The organism is Sphingobium sp. Leaf26, assembly GCF_001421665.1.
GTDB lineage: Bacteria > Pseudomonadota > Alphaproteobacteria > Sphingomonadales > Sphingomonadaceae > Sphingobium.
In genome coordinates, this window is the sequence record NZ_LMKV01000001.1 from 491,617 (window position 1) to 515,961 (window position 24,345).

Here is a 24,345-nt window from a genome sequence, read left to right on the forward strand (position 1 = left end):
ATCATCATCCCGGATAAGGAGAACCCGATGAAGCGCTTCTTCACCCTCTTCGCCCTACTCGCCGTGGCCACTTGCGCCGGCGTCATGTCGTTCGCCACCAGTGCCGTCGCCGCAGTCGATCGAGCGATGGACTTCGCCTACAATCTGTTGCCCGACATGCTGAGCGCGAAGGCTCCGTTCATCATCGACAATGGCCACCCGCGTTCGCCGCTGGCATCGATGCGTGCCGGCCTGGCCTGACGCCAGACTGGTAGAGTTTATGAGGGGCGGTCAGCGATGGCCGCCCTTTTTCGTTGCGGCCCGTCGATTCAACCCAATAGCCCCCGGCCATATCCGTCTTCCCGCACCCACGGGAGACAGGCCATTTGCACCCCATCGACACCAGACGTCCCGACCGTCCCCGAGCGCCAGGCGGTGAAGCTGCCCGACGAGGGTGCCGACGTCTCCTCTGATCGCGATGCACGCCGCCGGCGCCGCGCGATGTTGTCGGGCCTGATCACCAGCCCGTCGGGGGCGACCGGCACCGCCAACACCTCGGCCGCGTCCAACACGCTCGGCTGATGGCCTCCATCCGCCAGAACTGCGAGACGCGCCTCACGGGGATGAAGTCCATCCGTTCCGACTATGAAGCGGAGTGGAAGGAGATCGCGCGCTTCTGCCAGCCCGCCCGCTCGCGCTTCATGAACGCGGACACCAACAAGACGGCCCGCCGCGCACGCAACGCCAAGCTGTACGACGAATATGCGATCGGCAGCTATCGCACTCTGGCCAATGGCATGACGTCCGGCCTGTCGTCGCCCTCGCGGCCCTGGAAGAAGCTCTCCACCTTTGACGATGCGCTGATGGACGAGCCGGAGGTGCGCTTCTGGCTGTCCGAGGTGGACCGGCGCATGGACGCCTTCTTCGCCAAGACGAACTTCTACGGGGCGGCCAAGACGGGCTATCACGAGCTGGGCCTGTTCGGCACCGAGGCCTGCGTCATGACCGAGCATGCGCAGCTCGGCATGGTCTGCCACCCGCTCACGGCCGGCGAATATTGGATCTCCATGTCGGACGCGATGGTGCCCGACACATTGTATCGCCGCTGCCCGATGACGGCGCGCCAGGCGGTGCAGTCGTTCGGCAACTCGGTCAGCCAGGTCGTGCGCAACGCCTATGACCGGTCGGACAAGGAATATCTGGTCGATGTGTTCCAGGCGATCGAGCCCAACCCCGACTGGCAACCCGGCAATCCCTTCTCGCGCCGGTTCCGCTCGGTCTATTGGGACGAGAAGGATCAGGCCGACACGGTGCTGCGCGTCTCGGGCTATCACGACCAGCCATTCTGGGCGCCTCGCTGGGATCTGACCGGCTCCGATTGCTACGGCTACAGCCCTGCCATGGAGGGCCTCGCCTCCATCCGCGAACTGCAAATGCAGAACAAGCGGGAGAATGAGGCGATCGACGCGATCGTGAAGCCGGAGAAGGTCACCAAGCCCGGCCTGAAGCTCACCGGCCAGCCCGGCAATATCGTGTCCGCCGCCGACGTCGACAAGGACTCGGTGATGGTGCCGTACCAGATGCCATGGCAGGCGCTGGAGCAGATCGCGAACAAGATCGGCCGCCTCTATCAGAAGATCGACGCCACCTCCTACGCCGACCTGTTCATGGCGATCACGAACATGCAGGGCATCCAGCCCCGCAATATCGAGGAGATCGCGGCCCGCAACGAGGAGAAGCTGACCCAGCTCGGCCCGACCATCGAGCGCGTGAACAACGAGAAGCTGGCCGTCGCCATTGATCGCGTGTTCGGCATCATGAGCCGCGGCAACCTGCTCCCGCCGGTGCCCCAATCCATGATGGGCGAGAGCGAAATCAAGGTCGAGTTCGTCTCGATCCTCACCCAGATGCAGCGCATGGTCGGCCTGGGACAGATCGAGCGCACCGCGTCCTTCGTCGGCAACCTTGCCGGCGTGTTCCCGGAGGCGGCCGACAAGCTCAACACCGACGAGATGATCGACGAATATGCCGATCGTGCCGGCACGCCGCCCAAGCTGATCCGCACAAACGAGGAAGTGCTGAAGCTGCGCCAGACGCGGGCACAGCAGCAGAACCAGCAGCGCATGGCGGAGATGATGCCGGCCGTTCAGCAAGGCGCGGACACGGCCCGCCTGCTCTCCGAAACCGATGTCAACGGCCAGCCGATGCTCGACACGCTGCTGGGTGCGGGATGACCGAGCAGGACAAGGACATGGCCGCCCTGATGGCGATGCCGGCCTTCCGTCGCTTTTTGTGGCGGTCGATTCAATCGAGCGGAATTCTCGGCCAGGGAACGAACGGGGCTGATGGCCGCGATCTCTCATTTGCAGAGGGGCGGCGCAGTCAAATGCTTGCGATCCTTGCGGACTGCGATGTCGGCCAGCCCGTCGAGCTGCGCCACCCTCATCACATCATGACCCTCATCGCCGTGATGCGCGAGGAAGCCAATCCAGCCCCAAAGGAGAAGAAGAGTGCGACTGGTCGGTATGACGAACTTCCGGAATAGCCTGCTGGCTGGCGTCGCGATGACGGCGGCGGAGCGGCGCGTCGGCCGGTACATGCGTGCGCCGGATCATCCGGCCGATCCTGCCCCCGCGCCAGCCCCTTCCGATCCGCCCGCCGCTGATCCGGCACCGGCTGCGCCCACTGATCCTGCGACGCCGCCCGCCGATTCTGCACCGGCGGATCCGGCCGCGCCAGCCGCTGCCGATCCGGATGATGATGGCGACACCGCGCTGGGCGGCAAGAAGCCCGCTGTCGATCCGGACAAGCCGACGGACCCCGCCCCGGCCGACCCTGATGCGCCAGCCGCGCCCGTCGTGCCGGAGGCTTATGAGCTCACTGCGCCCGAGGGCATGACGATCGACGCCGACCTCCTCACCGAGGCGACGCCGATCTTCAAGGAAGCTGGCCTGACCAACGATCAGGCGCAGGCGATCCTGCCCGCCGCCAAGTCGCTGATCGAAAAGACCCAGCAGTCGGCCGTGCAGACGATGATCGACGCCGGCAACCAGCAGCGCAAGGCGTGGCTGGATGCCGCCAAGGCCGATGAGCAGATCGGCGGAAACAAGTGGGATGCGAGCCTCGGCAGCGCTGCAAAGGCGTTCGACGCGCTTGGCCATCCCGAGGGGTCGCCGTTTCGCACGGCCCTCAATGAAACCGGCTTCGGCAACCACCCCGAGATGATCCGCATATTCGCGCGGATTGGCGAGATGGTTGGCGAGGATGGTGATTTCGTTCGCGCGGATGCAGGCGCGCCAGTGAACGAGCCTGCCTGGAAGCGCCTCTATCCCAACGATTAAGGAGACTTGGAATGGCCGTTCTCGGCACCACTTACTGGAACCTGATCGACGTCATGAAAGCGGGCGGCGATAATATCGGCGACGTTGTCGAGGCGCTGGTCCAGCTCACTCCGTTCATGCAGGATGCGAACGTCATCACCTGTAATGACGGGACGAAGCATCGCAACTCGATCCGCACCGGCCTGCCCTCGGTGAGCTGGGGTGCGCTCTATCAGGGTATCGCCCAGAGCAAGGGCAACTATACCCAGGTCGAGGACACGACCGGCTTCGTCGAAGGCCTTTCGAGCGTCGATGAGCGCCTGCTCAACCTGAAGCCTGCCGAGGCGGGCAAGCTGCGCATGATGGAAGGCCAGGGTTTCCTGGAAGCGATCGCGCAGACTGTCGACAGCGCGATCTGGTATTCCAACGTCGCGATCAACGGAAAGCGCTTCCACGGGCTGGCGCCGCGTTACAATTCGCTGACCAACCCCAACGTCGTCAACGGCGGCGGTGTGGGCGGCGACAATAGCTCGATCTGGTTCGTCACCCATGGCGACATGCAGACGTCGGTTATCACGCCGGAGAATATCCAGGCGGGCGTGGTGCGCGAGGACATGGGCCGCCAGCGTGTGACCGATCAGGCGGGCAACCCCTATTACGTCAAGGAAGAGAAGTTCACCCAGCATGTCGGTATCACCGTCAAGGACTGGCGCTTCAATTCCCGCGTCTGCAACATCGACGTGTCGGACGTGATCGCCGGCACGGTGTCGGTCAACAAGTTCATGCGGCAGGCCTATTACCGCATGCACGGCCGTCGTTCGTACAAGATGGAGCGCGAAGGCCAGGTCAGCCCCGGCCGCACCGCCATCTACATGAACAAGACGCTGATGGAGGCGCTGGACGCCGAAGGGACCAACGCCCGGCCGGGCGTCGACAACTTCGTGCGCCTGAAGCCGATGGAGCTTCAGGGCGAGGAGGTCCAGTCCTGGCGCGGCATGCCGATCCGCGAGACGGACGCCCTGCTCAACACCGAAACCCTCGTCTCGTAAGGAGAGATCGTCATGATTTTCGATAACACGCTGCTCTTCAGCGACGCGCAGGCGATCACGGCGGATGCCGCGTCGACCAACGTCGTTGACCTGGGCGCTACCGGTACGCCTTACGGCGACACCCGCGCGCTCGTTCGCGACATCGGCAAGGGGCAAAAGCCCGTTCCGATCTGGGTGTCGGTGACCGAGGCGTTCAACAACCTCACCTCGCTGGAGATTCTGCTCCAGGTCGATGACAATAGCGCGTTCGCTTCGCCCAAGACGGTGTCGCGGTCGGGCGTGATCCCGCTTGCCGACCTCGTCGCCGGCAAGCCGATCGACTATCCCGACTATGTGCCGCAGGGCACGAACGAGCGGTATTTCCGCCTGTTCTACGACATCACCGGCACTGCGCCGACCACCGGCAAGATCACCGCCGGCGTCGTCGCCGATCGCCAGACCAACTTCATCGGGGGCCAGTAATGAGCGAGCTGAAAACCTACCGCGCCCGTGAGCGCGGCTATGTCGACGATCGTATGGTCGAGGAAGGCGAGACGTTCACCACCGCCAAGCCCAAGGGCAAGTGGATGGCGGAGCTCGACGACAAGGGCAACGAGATCCCCGATCCGGAGCCGGAACCGCCGGTGGATGTGACGTCCGAGGCGGTCGCCGCGGCGCAGCTGGAGATCCGCGAGCGGGCGCAGGCGGTGGTGGACAAGATGCGCACCGACTTCGACGACAGTCTCAAGGCGGAGAAGGCGCGCGCCGACAATGCAGAGAAGCTGCTGTCGGACGCCAAGGCTGAATCGGAAAAGCTTCTGACCGAAGCCGATGCCGCGATCGACAAAGCGACCCAGCGCGCGGAGGCGGCCGAGAAGGAGGTCGAGGCCCTCAAGGCCGAGATCGCCAAGCTGAAGACTGCGCCGACCGCAAAGGCGAAGTGATGAACGTGGCGGGGGCCTGCGCTCCCGCCATTTTCCTGGGATAAGCACCATGCCCCAGATGCCCAACAGATCCGGCACTCCCGTCAAACGCGATCAGGTGGCGCTGCCACGCCGCGTAGATGTCGAAGCGATCGACGCCGCGCTGGACGATCAGCAGAATCAGATCAATCAGAAAGCCAATGCCTCCACCGTCGGTGGACTGGCCACGGCGGTGAACAGCAAGGCGTCGCAGTCCTCGGTCGACACCCTGGCCGGCACGGTCGCGGGCAAGGCTGACTCGGCCACGCTCACCGCGCTGGCGGCCACGGTGCCGACGATCGCCGACGAGATACCGCAGCCCGAGGTGACCGGCGGACAAGCCGGGCTCGAAGGCATGAAGGTGCCGGGCGCCCGGCATCAGCATCCGCGACTGACCAGCACCACCAAGGCCACTATAACTGCCGGCTCGACAGTCCAGGTGGCGTTCACCCGCACATTCGTGAACAAGCCCGGCATCACCTGCACCGAGGAGCCGCCCGACACCGGCACGATGTCCAGCAATCCCGCGACGTTCCGGGTGGAAAGCTGGGTGCGCGAGGTGATGACGCCCACGCCGTCGGGTGCCTATACTGGCTGCGTCATCAAGGTGTGGCGTTCGCGGCCGTTGCCGACCATGACACCGCTGTCGCTCGCGGCACTGCTCACCGCCGTGGTGACGGGCGTCAACGCCCTGATCGCGGCGCTCACCAACTACGACATTTTTGGAGCAAACGCGGTGGGCACGACCTTCAGCTGCATCGCCATCCAGCGCAGCGACGTCGCCTAGTCGATTCAACCGGACTGCGCCCGCCCATAGACCAGCGTCATGGCAACCCAGATCGGCATCTGTAACGACGCGCTATCCGAGGTAGCGGCCGATCCCATCGACTCGATCGATGAAGCGTCGTCCAGCGCCTTCTATTGCCGCCAGCATTATCCCAACGTCATCGCGGAGATGATGAGCTGGACGGACTTCGACTTCCTCAACCGCCGCACCACGCTCGCCCTGCGGCCCAACGACCGCAAGGGCGAATGGCTCTACCGCTATGGCAAGCCGAACGACATGGCGGAGGCGATCGCCGTGCTGCCCAAGGTCGAGGATCAGCGCACGAACTTGCCGACGGCCGGCCCTTTCAATTTCCCGGACTGGTCGGCGCTGGGCCGGCTCCCGTTTCTGATCGCTGAGACATCCATCTACACCAATGTCGCCAATGCGATTATCGAATATCAGGTCAATACGGTCGAGCCGGCGGCGATCGACGCAATGACGGCGCGCGCCGTCGCGCTGGAACTGGCGTCGCGTCTCGCCATGCCTCTGAAGAAGAGCGCCAGGCTAAAGGGCGATCTGATAAAGCTGGCCGAGGTCGCCCGCCAGCGCGCCATCGCGGAAAGCGAAAATCGCAACCCGGTCCGCGAGACCCGCTATGTCAGCGAAGCGGAATATGCGCGCATGGGATATGGCATCGATGGCGTATAGGCTCGCGCAGGCCAATTTCTCCAAGGGAGAGATCGCGCCCGACCTGTACGGCCGGTTCGACGTCGACGCCTATCAGGCGTCGGTCCGCAAGGCGCGCAATGTCGTCATCCTCAAATATGGCGGGCTGACCAAGCGGCCCGGCACGCGGCTGGTGGCGGAAGTGCTGGACGCGAGCAAGCCGGTGCGGATCATCCCGTTCCAGTTCTCGATCGAGCAGACCTATGCGCTGGAGCTGGGCCAGGGCTATATGCGCGTCGCTTCTGCCGGCGGCCTCGTCCTCAATGAGGAACTGGCCATCACCGCCATCACCAATGAGGCGCAGGCGCGGGTGACGGCGGCCTATCATGGCTATGCGGTGGGGCAGCAGGTCTATCTGTCGGGCATCGCCGGCGATCTGGGCGATCAGCTCAACTATCGCTTCTTCACCGTCGCCGCCGTCGTGGACGCCAACCGGTTCAGCATCGATGTGGACACGACGGCCATGCCCGCCTTCTCCACGGCGGAGGGCGGCATTACGCGAACGGCCGCGCCCGACCCCGATCCGGTCCCGCCGGTCGTGCCTGATCCTGTCGTCCCGACCAAGCCGCCATCGACCGGTGGCGGCGGCGGGGACGGTCGCGATCCTACCAATCCCCATGAGCAGCTACCCTGATGGGCGTCTCCCGCGTTGTCCGCGTCGGCTCGCCCTATAACGGCGTCGATCTCGCCGAGGTCGATTTCGAGCAGCAGACCGATACCATGTATCTGGCGCATCTCGACTATCCGCTGACCAAGCTCACCCGCGCTGCGCATGACAGCTGGGCCTTTTCCAGCGTGACGCTTGGCCCGCCCCTCGCCGCGCCGACCGGCCTTATTGCCACGCCCCATGTCAACAACACCGATTCGGCGAATGGCGGCGATGCCTATTATCCGCGCGCCGCCCACTATACCGTCACGGCGCTGGACGCGAACGGGTTGGAGAGCAGGGCCAGCGCCACAGTGCAGGCGGTCAACGATCTCGACCTGAAGCGCAATTATAACGAGTTCTTCTGGACGGCCCTGCCGGGCGCCGAGCGCTACAATGTCTATAAGGCCGATAACAGCCAGTTCCTGGGCTATATCGGTACCACGGCGGCGAACAGCTTCACCGACGACAATATCGGTCCCGACCTGACCAGGGCGCCGCCCGAGGCCTATAATCCATTCGCGGCGGCTGGTGACTATCCCTCGACCGTCGCTTTCTTCGAGCAGCGGCTGTTCCTCGGCCGGACGCGCAACAGCCCCAATGCGATCTGGGGAAGCCGCTCGACCGAGTTCGAGAATTTCGACCAATCCACGCCTCTGAAGGCCGATGACAGCATCGTGCTGGCCGCCAATGCAGGGCGGGTGAATGCCATCAACCAGCTGGTCGCGACCACCAGCCTGCTCGCCCTGACATCGGACAGTCTGTTCCGCGTCGATAGCGGCGCGGACGGCGGTTATCTCACCGCATCGCCGCCGGCCACGATACGCCGTCAGATTGGCCGCGGCTCGTCCCGCCTGTCGCCTTTGGTGGTTGATAACGTCGTGTTCTATACGCCGGCCGTCGGCTCCGGCGTCCGCTCGCTCAACTACAAATTCGAGATAGACGGCCTGGCGTCGGACGATGTGACGATCTTTTCCCCGCATATGTTCTCCGGCATGCAGATCGTGTCCTGGTGCTATGCGCAGGAACCGCGCTCGATCATCTGGGCGGTTCGCTCCGACGGCAAGCTGCTCGCCTTCACCTGGGAACAGGCGCAGCAGGTGTGGGGGTGGACGATCTGCGAGACCGACGGCGAGGTGTTGTCCTGCTGCGCCATTGCCGAAAATGGCGAGGATCGCGTCTATCTGGTCGTGCGCAGGACGATCGGCGGGGAAGAACGCACCTTCATCGAGCGGATGGCGGCGTCGCGCTGGGACAGCGTGGAGGATTGCTGCTTTCTCGATTGCGCGGTGTCGTTCAGCTATGAGGAGCCGCGGAGCCTGTTCCGCAACCTCTGGCATCTGGAGGGACGCGAGGTATGGGGCCTGGTCGACGGCTTCGTCGTGAAGGGGCTCACGGTCACCAACGGCATAGTCGAGCTTCCCGCCTCCACTGGTGGCGTCAAAAAGGCAACGTTCGGCCTGCCCTTCACGGTGGACATCCAGACGATGCCGGTGTCGATGAACACGGACAAGGGTTCCAGCGCTGCGCGCAAGCAACAGCCTGGGGAGATCGTTCTGCATATCCGCGAGAGCCGCGGCGTGCTGGCCGGCGCCGGGCGCGAGGACGGCACCATCCCCAAACAGCTGTTCGAGATCAAGGCGCGCGGCGATGAGGCATGGGGGGCGCCCGACAAGCTGAAGGACGGACGATATTTGATGGACGCGCCCAATGTGGTCAGCGGCCAGACGTCGGCCTATATCCGTCAGACGGATCCGCTGCCGCTCACGCTGGTCGGCGTATATCTGGACCCGATCATTGAAAGTTGAGGTCGTGCCGGCGCGCGTCACCCATATCGGACCTGTGGCCAGCCGGATCCGCGATATCGACCGCATCGAGTGCGAGGCCATGGGCCATAGCCCGAAGAAGGCGCTGCGCGATGGGTTCCTCCTGTCCGATCGCTGCTGGACGGCGCTGGTCGACGGCCGGCCGGAGGCGATGTTCGGATCGGTCACTGTCTCCGCGCTCGATCGCCTTGCCACCGTCTGGTTCCTCGGCACGGATGAGGTCTATCGCCACGGCCGCGAATTGCTGGCGTGGGGGCCGGGGCTGATCGCCAAGGCGGTCGATTCAAGCTGGCGGGCCGGAAACCTAGTGTCCAGCGCCAACGGCAAGGCGATCCGGCTGCTTAGGGCGTGGGGCTTCACCGTCGAGCCAGAGGAGCAAATGGTGAACGGCATTCCCTTCCGGCAATTCTGGATGATCCGCTGATGTGTGAACCGACGACACTCCTCATCGCCGCGACCGCGATCTCCACGCTCGGCGCGGGCTATGGTGCGCTTCAGGCCAACTCGCAGGCGAAGTATCAGGCGCGCGTCGCCGATCAGAATGCGAAGCTGTCGGCCGAATCGGCGCGGCAGGAGACGGATAATACCCGCGACGCCGCGCTCCAGCATTATCGCAAGGTCGCCCAGCTCCAGGGGCAGCAGCGCGTGGCGATGGCGGCCGGCGGGCTGGATGTCGATTTTGGCAATGCGGCAGACCTGGCCGCCGACACGGACATGCTGGCGCGCGAGGACGCCCGACGCATCTATGATCAGGGTGCGGAGAATGTCCGCGGCTTCAACATAGAGGGGTCGAACTATCGGGCGCAGGCCGCCGCGTCGCGACAGGCGGCAAGCGGCGCGCTGATCGGCGGGGCCTTCGACATGGCGGGAACCGCTCTGGGCGGCGCATCTCAGTATAGCCAGCTCAAGATGCAGATGGGCGGCGGCCGGAACAGCTATGGGATTAAGGCTGGGAGTATTTATTGAGGGGCGGGGCTGGGCGTTTCAATGTCATTCGCCATGTATCTATATCCCCCGAGCAGCGCCGCAAGAACGCCTATGACAATAGGCCAGCGATCCTCGACAAACTCTCGCGTATCGTATCCGAACCACTCGGAAGCGTAATGTTCGGTGGCATCTCGTGCGAACCAAAAGACCGCCACAAATGCCAATGAGGCAAAAATCAACTGGAGCGCGCCTCGCTTCCCTAGGCCTGCCCCGGTGAAGTAGCCAAGGCGCACTCGCCAATTGCGACCACTTTGTGGAAATTTTGCATCTCGATCCATGCTCTGATTGATTTTGGCCAGACCAAGGCCAAAGGCAAGGGCCAGAACAAACTGGAGGTTTCCTGCGTTGGGCTGGATGGCGGCTCCCGCACCAGCCCCCGCTAGCGCGCCACCAACGAAATGGTAGAAGTATCTCGCTTTGCTGCCCATAGCCTGCCCCGTCGATTCAATCCCTGTCTCATGACCCATAGGTATCCAGCATCCGCTTCAGGGGCAAGAGATGCCGCGTATTCCTCAATATGGCGGCCCGACCGCCGGACCCGTTCAGACCACCAGCGCCCGCTTCCGCCCGGCCGATAACAATGGCGGCGCGGCTGCCGGCGTAGCGCGGGGCCTCCAGCAACTCGGCCGCGTCGGTGCTGATGCCGCTATGGTACAGGCGAAGATCAACGATGATCTGGCGCGCACCAATGCCGACAATCTGTATCTGAACGCCAGCACCGCGGCGAACGGCGCGGTCAACGATCTCAAGTCCAAGATGGGCAAGGGCGCGCTGGATTACCGCCCGGACGCCGGCAAGGCGGTCGAGGATGCGCTGAACGCCACGCTGGCGCAGGCCGATCCGCACACACGTCGCTACCTTGAACCGCAACTCGCCCGCCTTCGCATGTCCGCCGATAGCGAAATGGCGAGCTACGCCGTCCAGCAAGGCCGCGTGTATCAGCAGGAGACCGGCAAGGCGAAGGTCGAGAACTCGTTCCAGATGGCCGTCGCCACCGACGATCCGGCCAAACGTGCCGGATTTATTCAGGAGGTGCGCGATCAGACCCGCGCAAATCTGGAAATGGCAGGGCTGAACGATCCTGACATCATAGAGAATGAGGAGCGGAAGGCCGTCTCCACCGCCCATACTGCCATCGCCGGTCGTTACATGGCCGCCAAGGACTATGACCTCGCAGACGCCTATTATCAGGCCAATCGCGGGAACATGACTGTGGGAGATCAGGCGTCACTATCGGCATCACTGGCCGGACCGATGATGAAGCGCTGGGCGGAAACGCAATTCACCGCCCTAACCTCCCTGCCCTCCATCGGCGCAGAGCCAGGCAAGGGCGGCAGTGGTAACCCGGTTGCCGATGGTGGCGCGGCGATCAAAGGCCTGTTTCCCGGCGCGGTAATCACATCGACCTACCGCGCGCCCGACCATCCGCTATCGAAGGCCAATCCCAAATCCTGGCACACGAAGAGCCATGCGGCAGTCGATGTGAAGCCGATCGCGGGCATGTCGTTCGACCAGTATGTGAAGCAGGTCGAGGGTGCGGGATATACCGTCCTCGAAGCTATCAATGAGGTCGGTGCCGGCCGGTCCAAACATGCGACCGGCGACCATTGGCATATCGTGCTGGGCAAGGGTGGCGGCGGGCCTGCCCCGTCGGCGAAGCGCTGGGATCTCGAAGCGACCACGCAAAGCATCTATGCGCGGGCCGAGAAAGAGGGTTGGTCACCGGAGCAGCGCGATGCCGTTCTCGATGTCGCAAAAGGCCACATCGGGCTAGCCGATCAAATGAGGCAGCGGAAAGAGGAGGATGCCTCAGATGCTGCACTGAAATGGGTGCTGACCAAAGGTGACAGTTTCACCGATCTATCGCAGATGCCTGCTTCCATTCGCAATAGTCTATCGCCTGAAGCGCAAACCACCTTTACGACGCGCGCAAAGGCGAACTCTACCGGTGGCGGCGTGAAGAGTGATTCGATTTACGCGATGCGCCTGCATGCAATCCAGCACGGGAAACCCGACGAATTTCTGAACCTTGATCTGACGGAGTATGTCAACAAGGTCACAAGCGCCGAGTTGGACGCAGCGGTGACGGACCAGGCCAGATTGCGTGGGCCTGGTGGCGACAAGATCCTCCAGTCTCGGTCTGCTGTGTCAACGGCCATCGGCGTCTACACCGATCGAGACCCGGCCATGGCGAAGCTGCTGGACAAGAAGAAAGAGCCTGCCGCTTTTGCACGGGTTGCGCAGGATATGGAGCGGTACATCACCTCCATCACAGGCGGCAAACGCGAGCCTACGGGCGCGGAAATGGACGCAGCGTGGCGGCGCGCCATCATGCCCGTGGCCACTCCGGGCGGCTGGTTCGGCAGCAAAAAAGATGTTCCGCGTTTCAAGGTTGACGGAACGTATCAGGTGACCGTCCCCATCGCGGTGCGAGAGCGCATCATCCGAACATGGCGCGATAAACATGGCGGACAGATGCCGCCTGATGGCGTGATCGGCGACCTCTATATCCAAGGCAAAGGCCGTCCGGGGTTTTGGGAATGAATGACCTTACATCGTCGTTGATGGGCGCACCCCTGCCGGGCAGCAACGCTCGTCCGGCCGACACTGATCCTCTCGCGGAAATGATCCAAACCCGGCGCGATGCGGCTATATCGCGCCGCATTCAGGATGCGAATGCGGAGCAGGCGGCGCGGGTTTCCCAGCTCGCCCGCGAACTCGACTATCCCGAAACGCTCGTTTCAGCGGACCTGCCTGCATTCGAAGCAAGGGCGAAATCCTATCGCGCCCAAGGCGTGATAGCTCAGTACCCGGCGATCGGGGCATGGTCCGCCAAGGGCAGCAACGCGGACATCGCTGCCGACGATTATGACAAGCTCGGCCTATTCGGCAAAGCCTTCTATGGACTGAAAAATGTCGGCGGCACGCTCGCTGCTGCCGGCTACCAGGCGCTTGGCGGTTTTTATGGCACCATAGGGGGCGTCGCCGAAAATCTCGCATCCATTAGCCCGGAGACAAGCGCACTATTCCAGCCGCTCGCGGATTATAGCCTAGGAATTCAGAAGGCCGATAAAAAAGCTGCTGATGCAGCTCGCCCGCAGATCGACAACTGGGTCGTGCAAAACCTAATGGTAGGCCTAGAGAGCGTGCCCGTTTCGTTGGCGGCCATCGGTGCGAGCTTTGTGGGCTCTCCAGCGGCTGGCGCTGCTATCATGGGCACAACGGTCGGAGGCAATGAATATGCTACCGCGCGCGACGCTGGGCTCTCTCCCAACCGCTCTCTTGTATATGGCGCGTCTCAGGGTCTCGTTGAATATGTCACGGAAAAAATTCCGGTATCTCGCCTCGTCGGCGATCTCGCCTCGAAGTCTCCTTTAGGCAAAACATTGTTGCGCCAGCTGGTGGCGGAAATTCCAGGCGAGCAAGCTGCTACGTTCTTGCAGGATCTGAACGAGTGGGCGACAATTAATCCTGATAAGACCCTCGCGCAGTTCGTGTCGGAACGGCCTATTCGTGCAGCCGAAACACTTGTTTCCACGGTCGGTGGCGTAGGTGCGACCACCGGCGTAACGCTTGCGGCCGCGCGAACCGTGCGTATCGCGGCCGACATGGTGGACCAGCGTCGACAAGCTGCTGAAGCGCGGGCGTCGGGCCAGTTCCTGGATGAAATCGCCGAGGCGGTGGCCCAGTCCAAAACCGCGCAGCGCTCACCCGACGCGATCGCCGACCTTGTCCAGCAGCTGGGCGAGGATGGCGGCGTCGATCAGGTTTATCTGCCGGCAGAGGCCGTGCGATCCTATATGCAATCGGACAGCTATGCCGGCGATCTCGATGGGTGGCGGGTCCAGATCGATGAGGCGGAAGCGACGGGTGGCGACCTCGTCCTGCCTGTGGGCGAGCTGACGCGCCTCGCCACGACGCCCGGCTGGGAATCGCTCAAGAGCGACATTCGCCTGTCGGCCGGCGGCATGTCCATGCGCGAGGCGGAGGCGTTCAACGGCGCCTGGACCGACGCCATGGAGGAGCTGTCCGAGAGCATCGCGCAGGAGGCGGAGCAGGGCCGCGCCGCCGCCGCGCCGCGCGAGCAGCTGCTCCAGTCCATCACCGAGAAGCTGTCCGCGGCCGGCATGTCGCCGTCCATGGCGCGGCAGAACGCCGAATTCCTGACCCAGCGCGCTGTCACCCGCGCGCTGCGCATGGGCCGCGACCTCGCCGGCACCGAATATGACGGGCTGGAGGTGCGGCAGATGCTGCCTGCCAATATCGCGGCCGCACAGAAGGCGGACCAGCTCGACGTCACCATAAGCGTGATGAAGGGCAAGAAGGATGCCCGTCAAAGTCTTGGCCCCTCACTCATGGACTTTATCGCCAAAGGTGGCGGGATTACGGACAAGGCCGGCGACAGTCTGGGCGGCGACCTCAAGGCGATGGGCGCTGATGCTTGGCATAAAGGCAAGCCCGGTCGCAGGCGGCTGATCCGTGATAATAGCGCTGAAGGGCAAGTCTCGATGCTCGACAGCGGCGGCCTTGGCGTGAATGAATATAGCGCCGATGCCTGGGCGCAGCGCGCATGGGAGGCGGGCTACTTCCCTGAGTTCGAACAGCGCCCGACGGCGAACGATCTTCTCGACGCCATAGCTGAAGGCGTCGCGGGCCGCGATCGGCACTTGATCGCCCGCGAAAAATCCCTGCGCGACGCGGCGGAAGAGTTGCGCGCTCTGCTCGAAAACCGTGGCGTCGATCCCGACCAAGCCAGCCGGCAAGACATTCGGGCGGCTGTGGATGCCTATGCCGCCGAGCAAGCGGAGGGTTTCGGCTTCGACCAGAGCATGTCCGATCCCGTAGCGACGTTGACGGGCGAGGAAATCGCACCCCTCGATGCCGAGACGTCGGACCTTCGCAAAGCGGCGCGCGCCTGGTTCAACGAAAACCTGAAAGGCACGATCGTCAGCAATGAGCAGGTTGGAGAGGTGCAATTCACGAAGGCCGGCATCAACAAGGCCATATCGTCCAGCGCCAATCCGACGAAACTGCGCCTGTTCCCAGCACTGTCGGCGCTAATCGAAAAAGGGCAGGTTGTCCGCGAGGCCCCTGTATCTGACCCCACGGCAAAGCCGAACGTTCGCCGCTATCTATGGCTGGAGGGCGCCGTCGATCTAGACGGCGAAATCCACCGTGTCAGCGTAAACCTTGAAGAGCGGACCGACGGGCGAATCTATTACAATCACACTTTGCCGGATCAGTATTATTTTCAGGAAGAGGCCCGGAGCGACGATCCTTCCAAAGCAGGCGGTTCCGACGTTGAGGCTGGGCCTCTGAACTCCAACGGGCGTTCCGGCCCTGCAAATCGTCGCTCCGATGCTGGTATAACCGAAAGCGGCGATGCCATCAATATGGCCTTTAACGCTGGCGGCAAGCAGCCGCGCGGCCGCATCCTCTTCCCCGGCGGGCAGAGCGCCAGCGCCATCATCGAGCTGTACCAGACTCAGAACCCGTCCACCTTCCTCCACGAGTCGGGGCACCTCTGGCTGGAGGAACTGCGCGAGGATGCTGCCGACACCGACGCGCCGCAGCAGGTGCGTGACGACTGGCAGATTGTGCAGGACTGGTTCGCCGCCAACGGCCATCCGCTGGAAGGCGGGAATATCCCTGTCGATGCGCACGAGCTCTGGGCGCGCGGCGTCGAGCGCTACCTGATGGAGGGCAAGGCCCCCTCGCCCGGCCTGCAACGCCTGTTCCAGACGTTCAAAGCGTGGATGATCTCGCTCTACAACAGCGTCGCCCGCCTCGACACGCCGATCAGCGACGAGGTTCGCGGTGTGATGGATCGCCTTATCGCCTCCGACGAGGAGCTGGCCGACGCGATCGCCGCGCAGCATCTGGAAGCGCTGTTCCCGACCAAGCCCGCATCGATGACGGATGCCGAATATCAGGCCTACCAGAACCTCGCCGCCACCGCGCGCGATCAGGCGCAGAGCCGGATGCTCGCCAAGACGATGAACGCAGTGAAGCGCCGCGTCACCAAGGAATGGCGGGAGCGCGAGGAGGAGGTGCGCCAGGACGTCAGCGAGCGCATCGACGCCCTCCCCGAATTCCGCGCGCTGCGCATGGCGCGGGAGACGCCGCTCGATAGCCAGTGGATCAAGGATACGCTGGGTGAAGACGCCACGGCCATGCTGCCAAAGGACTTCAAGCGGCTGCATAAGGAGGGCGGCGTCAACCCGGACGAGGTTGCCGAGCTGGCGGGGTTCCGCACCGGCGATGAAATGGTCCGCGCCTTGATGGGCATCGAGATCCGCCGGCGTGAAATGCGCGAGGCGGGCGACAAGCGCTCGGTGCGCAAGGCGCTGATCGATCAGGAGGTCGAGGGCCTGATGCTGGAGCGATTCGGCGATCCGTTCACAGACGGCAGCATCGAACAGGAAGCGCTTGCCGCTGCGCAGTCCGACGAGCTGGGTGCGGTGATGGGTGCGGAGCTGCGCGTGCTCGGTCGCATGACCGGCCAGAGGCCTACCCCCTATAATGTGGCGAAAAACTGGGCGGAGCGTCAGATTACCGACGGCCGGGTCCGCGACGTCGCCAGCCGATCGGCGATCATCCGCTATGAGCGCGCCGCCGCGAAGGCCGGCCGGGCTGCCATGGATGCCGTCATCGCGAAGGATCATGAGGAAGCGTTCCGCCAGAAACAGAGCCAGATGCTCAACAATGCTCTGGTGGCCGCCGCCCGCCGCGGGGCCGATCAGGTCGATGAGGCGGTCAAGCGGCTGGAGAAATGGGCCAAGCGCCGGACCGTGAAGGGCGTCGACCAAGATTATCTGGAGCGCGCGCAACTGCTGCTCGAACAGGTCGAGATGAAGGAGCGCACCCAGCGCTCGCTCAACCGACAGGAAAGTTTCGAGGCCTGGGCGGCACAGCGCCAGGCGGAGGGCTATGACGTCGTCGTGCCGCCTTCCTTCGCCGAATCGATCGGCCGGACGCACTGGACGCGGCTCAAGGTCGGGCAGTTGCTGGCGCTCAATGACGCCGTCGTCCAGATCATCCACCTCGGCCGGCACAAGCAGTCGTTGCTCGATGCGAAGGAAGAGCGCGATTATAAGGCGGTGGTGTCCGATGCGGTCAACCAGATCGAGGGCGCGATCTCCACTGGCGACCTGAAGGCGATCCCGGAAGATCGCACCTTCCTGGAGCCGGGCTTCTTCAGCCGGGCCAAGAGTTCCATCCTGTCGATCGACGCCTCGCTGCTCAAGATGGAAACCGTGTTCGACTGGCTCGATGGCGGCAAGTTCGGGATGTTCAAGCGCGTGGTGTTTCAGCGCATCGTCGACGCGCAGGAGCGCCGGCGCAAAATGACGCGCGCCATGGTGACCGCGCTGGAGCAGGCGCAGGCGGAGGTGCCGAAGGAGGTGCGCAAGCGCTGGGGCCAGAAGATATCCCTGCCCTTCATCGATCCGCGCGACGGCCGCCAGGCGGTGATGACGCGCGATCAGCTTATCTCCATGGCGCTGAACCTCGGGAACGAGGGCAATGCGGAAAAGCTGGCTGGCGGGTACGGCTGGGGCGAGCAGGCCATGCTCGATATGCTCAATCAGGAGCTGACCCCGGCCGAATGGACCTATGTCCAGAAGGTCTGGGACATCGTTGATACGCTGTGGCCGGACATCGCCGCGCTGGAACGCCGTATCAATGGCGTCGAGCCGGACAAGGTCGAGGCTCGGGAGGTGCAGACGAACGCCGGCACGCTGCGCGGCGGATACTTCCCGGTCGTTTATGACACGTCGCGCGATCTGCGCGTGGAGAAGCTGACGGCCATCGATGCCGATCAGCTATTCGGCAACGGCTATAAGCGCTCCAGCACGCGGGCCGGCTCGACGAACGAGCGCACCGAGGTGCGGGACATGCCGATCCTGCTCTCGCCTTCGGTGCTGTCGCGCCATATCACCGAGGTCGTGCATGACATCACGCATCGCGAGGCGATGATGGACACGCACAAATTCCTGAACGATCCGCGCATCGTCACGGCGGTGCGCAGCGTGATGGGCGAAGAGATCCAGAAGCAGTTCAACCCGTGGCTGCATCATATCTCCAACGAGCTGGCCTATGAAGCGCAGGGCCTCGGCGGTTTCGAGCGGGCGCTCAAGACGTTGCGCGTGAATGCCACCTTCACCGGCCTCGCGTTCCGCTGGTCGACCGTCGCCATGCAGCTATCCGGCTTCGTGCAGACGGCGGAGGTGGTCGGCCCGGCCGCGATGGCGAAGGGTGTGTTCGCCTATGGCCAGCATCCGATCGAGGCCTTCAGCTTCGTGCTGGAGCGCAGTCAGGAGGTCGCCTCCCGCATGGACACGATGGACCGCGACATGCGCGACATGCTGAGCAACGACAGCGGCCTGGGCAAGACGGTATCCGACATCCGCGCGACCGGCTTCATGGCGATCGGTGCGGTCGATCGCTTCGTGTCCGTGGTGTCGTGGATGGGGGCCTATAATAAATCGCTGGAAACCGGCGCGGCCGAGGATGTGGCGATCGCCTATGCCGACGAGGTTATCCGCAAATCGCAGGGCTCGGGCGCAGCAAAGGATCTGGCCGCCATCATGCGCGGCAAGGGTGCGGCCGGCGAGGCGATGAAGATGATCACGCCTTTCTACAGCTTCATGAGCGCCTATTACCAGCGCCAGCGCAATTTTGCGCGCGACACCGGCAAGGCTTTCAGAAAGCGTGACGCGGCGGCCATCCCCGGTCTGGTGACGCGATTCCTGTTGCTCTACGTCTTCCCCGCCCTCGCCGCCGAATGGCTCGCCGGTCGCTGGCCTGATGACGACGACGAGGAAGGCTTCACCCAGTGGGCGCTCAAGACGATGAGCCTTAACGCCCTCGGGCCTCTGCCGGTCGTGCGCGATCTCGCCAACGTCGCGGTGAAGGGCTTTGACAGCAGTGTGTCCTCGGTCGACCGCTTCGTCTCGACGGCGTCGCGCACGATCAAGGATATGAAGCGCATAGCGGACGGCGAGGACACCAAGCGCGCGACCCGCAACGCCATGGAGGTGGCGGGCTATTTTGGCGCGCCGACGTCGGGCCAGATGGCCGCGACCAGCCAGTTCCTCGTCGACGTCTATTCGGGCGATCAGGATCCGGAAGGTTTCTCGCAATGGTGGGAGGGGCTGACGAAGGGCAAGATAAAGGACGATTAGCGCCCGTCGATTCAAAGCCTGACCGCAGGGCCATACTCCCCTTGCCATCCGCTCGGGAGTCAAGCGCATGGCAGTTTCCACGACCGACACCTATGCCGGGCCTTTTGTGCCCAATGGCGTAACGGTCGAATTCCCGTTCACGTTCAAGGCGATGGGCGAAAGCGAGATCCGCGTCGAGCTGATCGACGCCGATGGCACTGTAACCATCGTCGATCAGGACACCTATGATGTCACGCTGAACGCGGCCGGCGGCTCGGTCATCTTCACCTCCGGCCCCTTCGGCGCGGCGCTCTACGTCATTTCCGATCCGTCCTTCTTGCAGGAGATCGCCTTCTCTGCCGGAGGCGCCTATCGGCCCGAGACGGTCAACGAGGCCAACGACCGCGCCGCGGCGCGCGATCTCGTCCTGAAATCCTCGGTGGATCGCGCGGCCGTCATTCCGGTGCAGGGTGCGACGGACGGCTATATCCCGGTCGTGCGGGATGGCCAGTTCGCGCTGGAACCCAGCGTCGACGTCCAGATGGAGGTGGTCAACGAGGCAGTCGACCGCGCCGACGATGCGGCGGAGCAGGCGCTGGAAGCCGCCGCCAGCGTTAGTGCGCTTCGCCTCACCTTCGAAGTGATCGGCGCGCCGCAAAGCCTGTTCGATCTGGGCGTGGTGCCTACTGTCCTGCCGGACGTGCTGGTGGATGGCGTACAGCAGGCCGGGCCTAACAGCCCATCGCCGCTGTGGAACGTCACTGGCCAGTGGCTCACCCTGTCGCATGATGCCGATCCCGGCCAGACGGTGACGGTTGAAATCGGCTTCGCCTCGATCAAGCCGGCGGTGCTGGCGGAAAATGTGCTGGGGCTTGATCCCTTCATCCCGATCGCGCCTTTCAGCCATGCGGCAAGCTATGCGCCGGGCACGATCGGCGACCGCTACAAGCGCTGCGTCTTCGTCACGGACGCGCCCTATCTTGCCTCGCCCACGCAATCGGCGGCGTTCAACCAGGCGGCGTTCAACCAGGCCATCGCTGATGTGGGCGAGGCTGGCGGCGGCATCGTCTTCGTGCCGGCCGGCAATTATTCGCTGACCAATGCCAATCCACCCGCCGATATCCCGGACAACACTGGCGACGCCGATCGCGATGTCATCATCGACATGCAGTATAACAATGTGCAGCTGGTCGGCGACGGCCGTGGCGCAACGATCCTGACGAACACGCTGGCCAACAGCAGCTATTCCCATTTCATCAAGATCGGTCGCCGCATCCCGGCTGTCGCGCCTGTCCATAATGTGCAGGTCCGCAACCTGTCTATCGTCGGCAATTGGGACGTCGGAAAGCTGACCGGCACGGTCTACACCAACAGCGGTATCGACGTCTCCAACGGCTGCACCAACATTCGGCTGGAAGTGCTGTCGATCACGCACTGCGGCGGCTACGCCATCGGCATGCAGCGGGACGCCTTCAAGTTCTGCGCAATTCGAGACGTGTTCATCACCGACATCGCCTATGACGGCATCGACTGGAAGATGGATGTCAACGACAGTGGCTATGGCAACATCGTCCAGCATGTCACCGTCCTGCGCTTCGCACTCGTGCAGGACATGGTCGATGGCCGGCAGGCAGGTATAGACGTGCGTCAGGGCGTGGATGTACGTGACTGCTACGTCGGCGAGTATGGTGCCGGCTCGGCCGGCGTGCGGGTCAATACGCCGTTCGACAATGGCTTCGTCAAGAAGAGCGTCATCGACAATATCAAATGCTATGCGGCCACAAATGTCGACACTTATGGCCTGCATATTACTGGCAATGGTACGCAAGTCAGCAACATCTACACTGGCGGCTGCGAACAGGATGTGTGGTGGCGCGCCACGAACAGCCAGCTGGTCAACCTGATCGCGAACAATGGCGTGAACGGTCTGCGCATTTTTGCGGCGGCCGGCGAGACATTGCAAAATTGTCAGTTCAGCAACATCCGCACCACGGGCAATAGCGGCCATGGCATCCGGATCGATGGGGACGGCACGGTCGCGGCGATGGTTTTCAGCAATGTCGTGTCGATCAGCAACACGCAATCGAACCTCATGATCGCCGCCAATTGCAACGACCTGATGTTCATCGGCGGCGACATCCCCAGCGGCATCCAGGACAGCGGCGTGGACACGCGCTTCGTCGGCGTGTCGGGTGACTGGAAGCTGCGGGCGGGCCGGAACAAGACGCAATATGTCGAGACGAGCGGCGATGCGAACGGCAATTATCTGCGCGGGGTTTCCGTGCCGGCCGTGCCGAAGCCGTTCGTCGTGGAGGCGGATGCGAACAGCGGAGATCTTGTCCTGAATGCGCGACACGCGGCGGCCTATCTGCGGATGGGTGACGGCATCCCCTACACCGCCTCGGCCGACGCGCCGATCGTGGGCTATTTCCCGGTCAAGGATGCGGCAGGCAATGTCCGCAAGCTGGCGGTGCTGCCATGAAGGGCGACCTCTATCTTGCCCGCCTGCCGGTGTCGAACATGCCCGTTTCGCCGCAGCTGTTTGGCTATTGCGGGACCGGGATCGCGGCTGATGACGACGTCTTCGCGCTGTGGGCCGAGGCGATCAGGGCGGGGCGCAGCGGATATATCCCGGCCGGGCGCTACAGGCTGACGCGCACGGTCGACCTGCGCGGCTATGACGTGTCGATCGACTGCCACCCCAATGCGATCTTCGACGCCTCTACGGCGGATTCGGCCAATCTCATCCAGGGTGCGATATTCATCCTGGGCGGCGGGGAGGCGATGACGCGCCTGCCCGATCTGGCCGCAAACATCATAGTCGATGCCCAGACCGTGACTTTTGCAACAGTCCCGGCGCTGGCGCCGAAAGACATCTTCGTCGTTTATGACAGTGCTGATTATAGCTGGTCCGCGTCCCGCAATTACTATCGCGCAGGCGAGATGATGCGGACGCTGAGCGTCGCCGGGGCGGTCGTTACCATCGACGCCCCGGCCGCTCGCGCCTATGCGACCGGCGGCACCCGCGAAGTCTGGAAACTGACGATGAAGAAGGTCCGCTGGAGCGGCGGCCAGTTCATCGGCAATCCAGCCTATACTGGCGGCGTCGGCCTGTCCGTGTTTCAGGGCGAGAATATCGCCATCTCCAACATCGCCGGCGGCACCGGTAATGTAATGGCGCTGCTCGCCCTGCGCCGCTGCTACGGCGGCGTGGTCGACAATCTGACCTATTGGGACGCTTCCCCCGATAGTGCGGTCAACTATGCGACCAGCGTCATCGCCTGCCACGATGTCGCGTTCCGCAACCCCAATGTCCGGTCGACCCGGCACGCCATCGCTTTCACCGGTGGCAACGTGGCGCTCTCGATCCCCAATCGCTGGTGTACGGTCGAGGGCGGTTTCGTGTCGGGCGGGCTGTATGCGCTGGACATGCACGGCAGCAACGATCGGTGCGGCTTCCGCGATGTGCAAGTGCGCGGCGGCATCCAGCTGGCGGGGCGGGGCCCGTGGGTGGACGGGTGCCGCGTCGTCGGCAACATGGCGGCCAGCAGCGACCCTGGCGCGTGCATCCGCACGACCGACGAAATATTGGACGCCAATATCTCGATCAAGAATGTGAAGGTTGACGACGAGGGCACCAAGCGGGCGCTGATCCTCATTCAGTCGATCCGCGAAGGTGGGCTGATCGACATTCACGATGTCCAGTTCGTGGCGGACAGCACCATCCCCGATTTCGTCGTGAGTATCGATTTTGCGACGGACGCGGCTGGGTCCGTCGATATCGTCATCGACGGCGTCAAGGGCCAAAGCCCGTCCGGCACCTGCCCGATCGTTCAGGTCAATGTCCCTGTCGGCATTCCGGCGCGGCTCATCCGTATCAGCGACATTGCCGGAGCGGCGGTGCGCTGCACTGCCTATGCAAACCTGATCGACGTCAGCCGACTGAACAACACGGGCAGCGTGATCGAGGACGTGGTGGTCAACCTGCGCAACGACACGGATGTGCGCATTTCCAACATCCATGGGCGGCGTAACACGCCTTATGTCAGCAATGCGATGATCGCGGTGCGAGGCAATTCTACGTTCGCGGGCATCTTCACCGCCACCATCAGCGACGTTCAACAGCGCGGCACCGAGATTTCGCCGGTCGTGACGGTGGAGCTGGACGTCGCATCCACCGGCTACGCCAAGTCGATCATCCTGAAGGATATCGAAGGTGCCGCGCCGCGCATTCTGGGGCGTTGCGAAAACGGGCTGATTTCTCGCTGCATCAACAGCCGGTCCGAGCCAGACGGGTGCAAGGTGACCTTGTTCGCGCACACGGCGCGCCAGCGCGTCGTCATCGAAAGCTGCGATATCCAGCTTGCCAAGCAGTGCGGCATCCTGATCACTGGTCCGGGATCGGCCACGGACACGATCGTCATCGTGCGCGACTGCCAGTCCATGAACAACAACCAGTCGAACACGGCATCGACCACGAACGCCAAATCGTCGCTGCTCGCCCAGACGATCGGCACGGCGCGCATCTATGACAATGAGTTCGGCGACGACCAGGCTGTGGCTACGCAGACGCGGGTTGATGCCATCGTGGATGTCGGCAACCTCATCGAACATAGCAATCGCGTGACGGGGACGCTGACGACGCGGACGCGGACGACGATCGGCGCATGGCGCGCGCCTAGCGTGTTGACGGCCAGCGCAGCCTACAACCCGCCCAATCTGGTGGATGGCGACGGGGCGACGACGACGGTCGCCGTGGTGGGCGCCGCGGTCGGCGACGTGGTGCAGATGACCTTCAGCCTCGATCTGCAAGGGATCATCCTGGCCGGCTGGTGCAGCGCTGCCGGCACGATCAGTGCGCGGTTCCAGAATGAAACGGGCGGCGCGATCGACCTTGCCAGCGGCACGCTCACCGCGCGCGTTCAGAAGCTGTAGCCG

19 protein-coding genes and 1 pseudogene are annotated in these 24,345 nt (G+C 63.6%); 19 read left to right on the forward strand and 1 reads right to left on the reverse strand.

Features of this window, described 5'->3' with window-relative positions; genetic code table 11:
- The first annotated feature begins 27 nt into the window (after window positions 1-27).
- The 14 genes from ASE85_RS02430 to ASE85_RS02490 all read left to right on the forward strand — a co-directional run bounded on the left by ASE85_RS02430 (window position 28) and on the right by ASE85_RS02490 (window position 10,222).
- Window positions 28-240, forward strand: a complete 213-nt coding sequence (locus tag ASE85_RS02430) for a hypothetical protein (protein ID WP_056682872.1) — start codon at window positions 28-30, stop codon at window positions 238-240.
- A 174-nt stretch (window positions 241-414) separates the two neighbouring features.
- Window positions 415-561 carry a hypothetical protein gene (locus ASE85_RS22175; RefSeq protein WP_200928280.1) on the forward strand — a complete coding sequence of 49 codons (147 nt, stop codon included), beginning with the start codon at window positions 415-417 and terminating at the stop codon, window positions 559-561.
- Window positions 561-2,213 (forward strand): portal protein, encoded by a 1,653-nt coding sequence (locus tag ASE85_RS02435; RefSeq protein ID WP_443018463.1) that lies wholly within the window; start codon window positions 561-563, stop codon window positions 2,211-2,213. Before ASE85_RS22175 ends, ASE85_RS02435 begins: the two co-directional genes overlap by 1 nt.
- On the forward strand, window positions 2,210-2,524 hold the full coding sequence (locus ASE85_RS02440; RefSeq protein ID WP_056682878.1) for a hypothetical protein: 315 nt from the start codon (window positions 2,210-2,212) through the stop codon (window positions 2,522-2,524). Before ASE85_RS02435 ends, ASE85_RS02440 begins: the two co-directional genes overlap by 4 nt.
- On the forward strand, window positions 2,505-3,320 hold the full coding sequence (locus tag ASE85_RS02445; RefSeq protein ID WP_056682881.1) for a hypothetical protein: 816 nt from the start codon (window positions 2,505-2,507) through the stop codon (window positions 3,318-3,320). The genes ASE85_RS02440 and ASE85_RS02445 overlap by 20 nt, the downstream gene beginning before the upstream one ends.
- A gap of 11 nt (window positions 3,321-3,331) precedes the next feature.
- Complete coding sequence (locus tag ASE85_RS02450) at window positions 3,332-4,348, forward strand: major capsid protein (RefSeq protein ID WP_056682883.1); 1,017 nt, start codon at window positions 3,332-3,334, stop codon at window positions 4,346-4,348.
- Between the two features lie 12 nt (window positions 4,349-4,360).
- Complete coding sequence (locus tag ASE85_RS02455) at window positions 4,361-4,810, forward strand: Bbp16 family capsid cement protein (RefSeq protein WP_056682885.1); 450 nt, start codon at window positions 4,361-4,363, stop codon at window positions 4,808-4,810.
- A complete protein-coding gene (locus tag ASE85_RS02460; RefSeq protein ID WP_056682888.1) occupies window positions 4,810-5,271 on the forward strand; it encodes a hypothetical protein in 462 nt (153 codons plus the stop codon). Before ASE85_RS02455 ends, ASE85_RS02460 begins: the two co-directional genes overlap by 1 nt.
- Before the next feature lie 49 nt (window positions 5,272-5,320).
- Window positions 5,321-6,076, forward strand: a complete 756-nt coding sequence (locus tag ASE85_RS02465) for a hypothetical protein (RefSeq protein WP_056682891.1) — start codon at window positions 5,321-5,323, stop codon at window positions 6,074-6,076.
- A 39-nt stretch (window positions 6,077-6,115) separates the two neighbouring features.
- Entirely contained in the window at window positions 6,116-6,766 is a 651-nt protein-coding gene (locus tag ASE85_RS02470) for a hypothetical protein (RefSeq protein WP_056682894.1), read from the forward strand.
- Window positions 6,756-7,418, forward strand: coding sequence for a hypothetical protein (locus ASE85_RS02475; protein WP_056682896.1), 663 nt, complete (start codon window positions 6,756-6,758; stop codon window positions 7,416-7,418). Before ASE85_RS02470 ends, ASE85_RS02475 begins: the two co-directional genes overlap by 11 nt.
- A complete protein-coding gene (locus ASE85_RS02480; RefSeq protein WP_056682899.1) occupies window positions 7,418-9,238 on the forward strand; it encodes a hypothetical protein in 1,821 nt (606 codons plus the stop codon). Before ASE85_RS02475 ends, ASE85_RS02480 begins: the two co-directional genes overlap by 1 nt.
- Entirely contained in the window at window positions 9,228-9,680 is a 453-nt protein-coding gene (locus ASE85_RS02485) for a hypothetical protein (RefSeq protein ID WP_056682902.1), read from the forward strand. Before ASE85_RS02480 ends, ASE85_RS02485 begins: the two co-directional genes overlap by 11 nt.
- Window positions 9,680-10,222 (forward strand): virion core protein, T7 gp14 family, encoded by a 543-nt coding sequence (locus tag ASE85_RS02490; RefSeq protein WP_056682904.1) that lies wholly within the window; start codon window positions 9,680-9,682, stop codon window positions 10,220-10,222. Before ASE85_RS02485 ends, ASE85_RS02490 begins: the two co-directional genes overlap by 1 nt.
- Here the strand turns inward: ASE85_RS02490 and ASE85_RS02495 are convergent.
- On the reverse strand, window positions 10,216-10,671 hold the full coding sequence (locus ASE85_RS02495) for a hypothetical protein (RefSeq protein ID WP_156358159.1): 456 nt from the start codon (window positions 10,669-10,671) through the stop codon (window positions 10,216-10,218). The genes ASE85_RS02490 and ASE85_RS02495 overlap by 7 nt on opposite strands.
- Window positions 10,672-10,741: 70 nt before the next feature.
- Here ASE85_RS02495 and ASE85_RS02500 point away from each other — a divergent pair, with 70 nt between their 5' ends.
- The 5 genes and pseudogenes from ASE85_RS02500 to ASE85_RS02515 all read left to right on the forward strand — a co-directional run bounded on the left by ASE85_RS02500 (window position 10,742) and on the right by ASE85_RS02515 (window position 24,342).
- Window positions 10,742-12,787 (forward strand): hypothetical protein, encoded by a 2,046-nt coding sequence (locus ASE85_RS02500; RefSeq protein ID WP_056682909.1) that lies wholly within the window; start codon window positions 10,742-10,744, stop codon window positions 12,785-12,787.
- Between the two features lie 80 nt (window positions 12,788-12,867).
- Window positions 12,868-13,152 (forward strand): annotated as a pseudogene (locus ASE85_RS24325) (hypothetical protein); the annotation flags it as partial.
- 477 nt (window positions 13,153-13,629) lie between these two features.
- A complete protein-coding gene (locus ASE85_RS23295; RefSeq protein ID WP_235523169.1) occupies window positions 13,630-19,428 on the forward strand; it encodes an acetyltransferase in 5,799 nt (1,932 codons plus the stop codon).
- 67 nt (window positions 19,429-19,495) lie between these two features.
- Window positions 19,496-21,889, forward strand: a complete 2,394-nt coding sequence (locus tag ASE85_RS02510) for a glycosyl hydrolase family 28-related protein (RefSeq protein WP_056682914.1) — start codon at window positions 19,496-19,498, stop codon at window positions 21,887-21,889.
- Complete coding sequence (locus ASE85_RS02515; RefSeq protein ID WP_056682918.1) at window positions 21,886-24,342, forward strand: phage tailspike polysaccharide lyase family protein; 2,457 nt, start codon at window positions 21,886-21,888, stop codon at window positions 24,340-24,342. The genes ASE85_RS02510 and ASE85_RS02515 overlap by 4 nt, the downstream gene beginning before the upstream one ends.
- The last annotated feature ends 3 nt before the right edge of the window (window positions 24,343-24,345 follow it).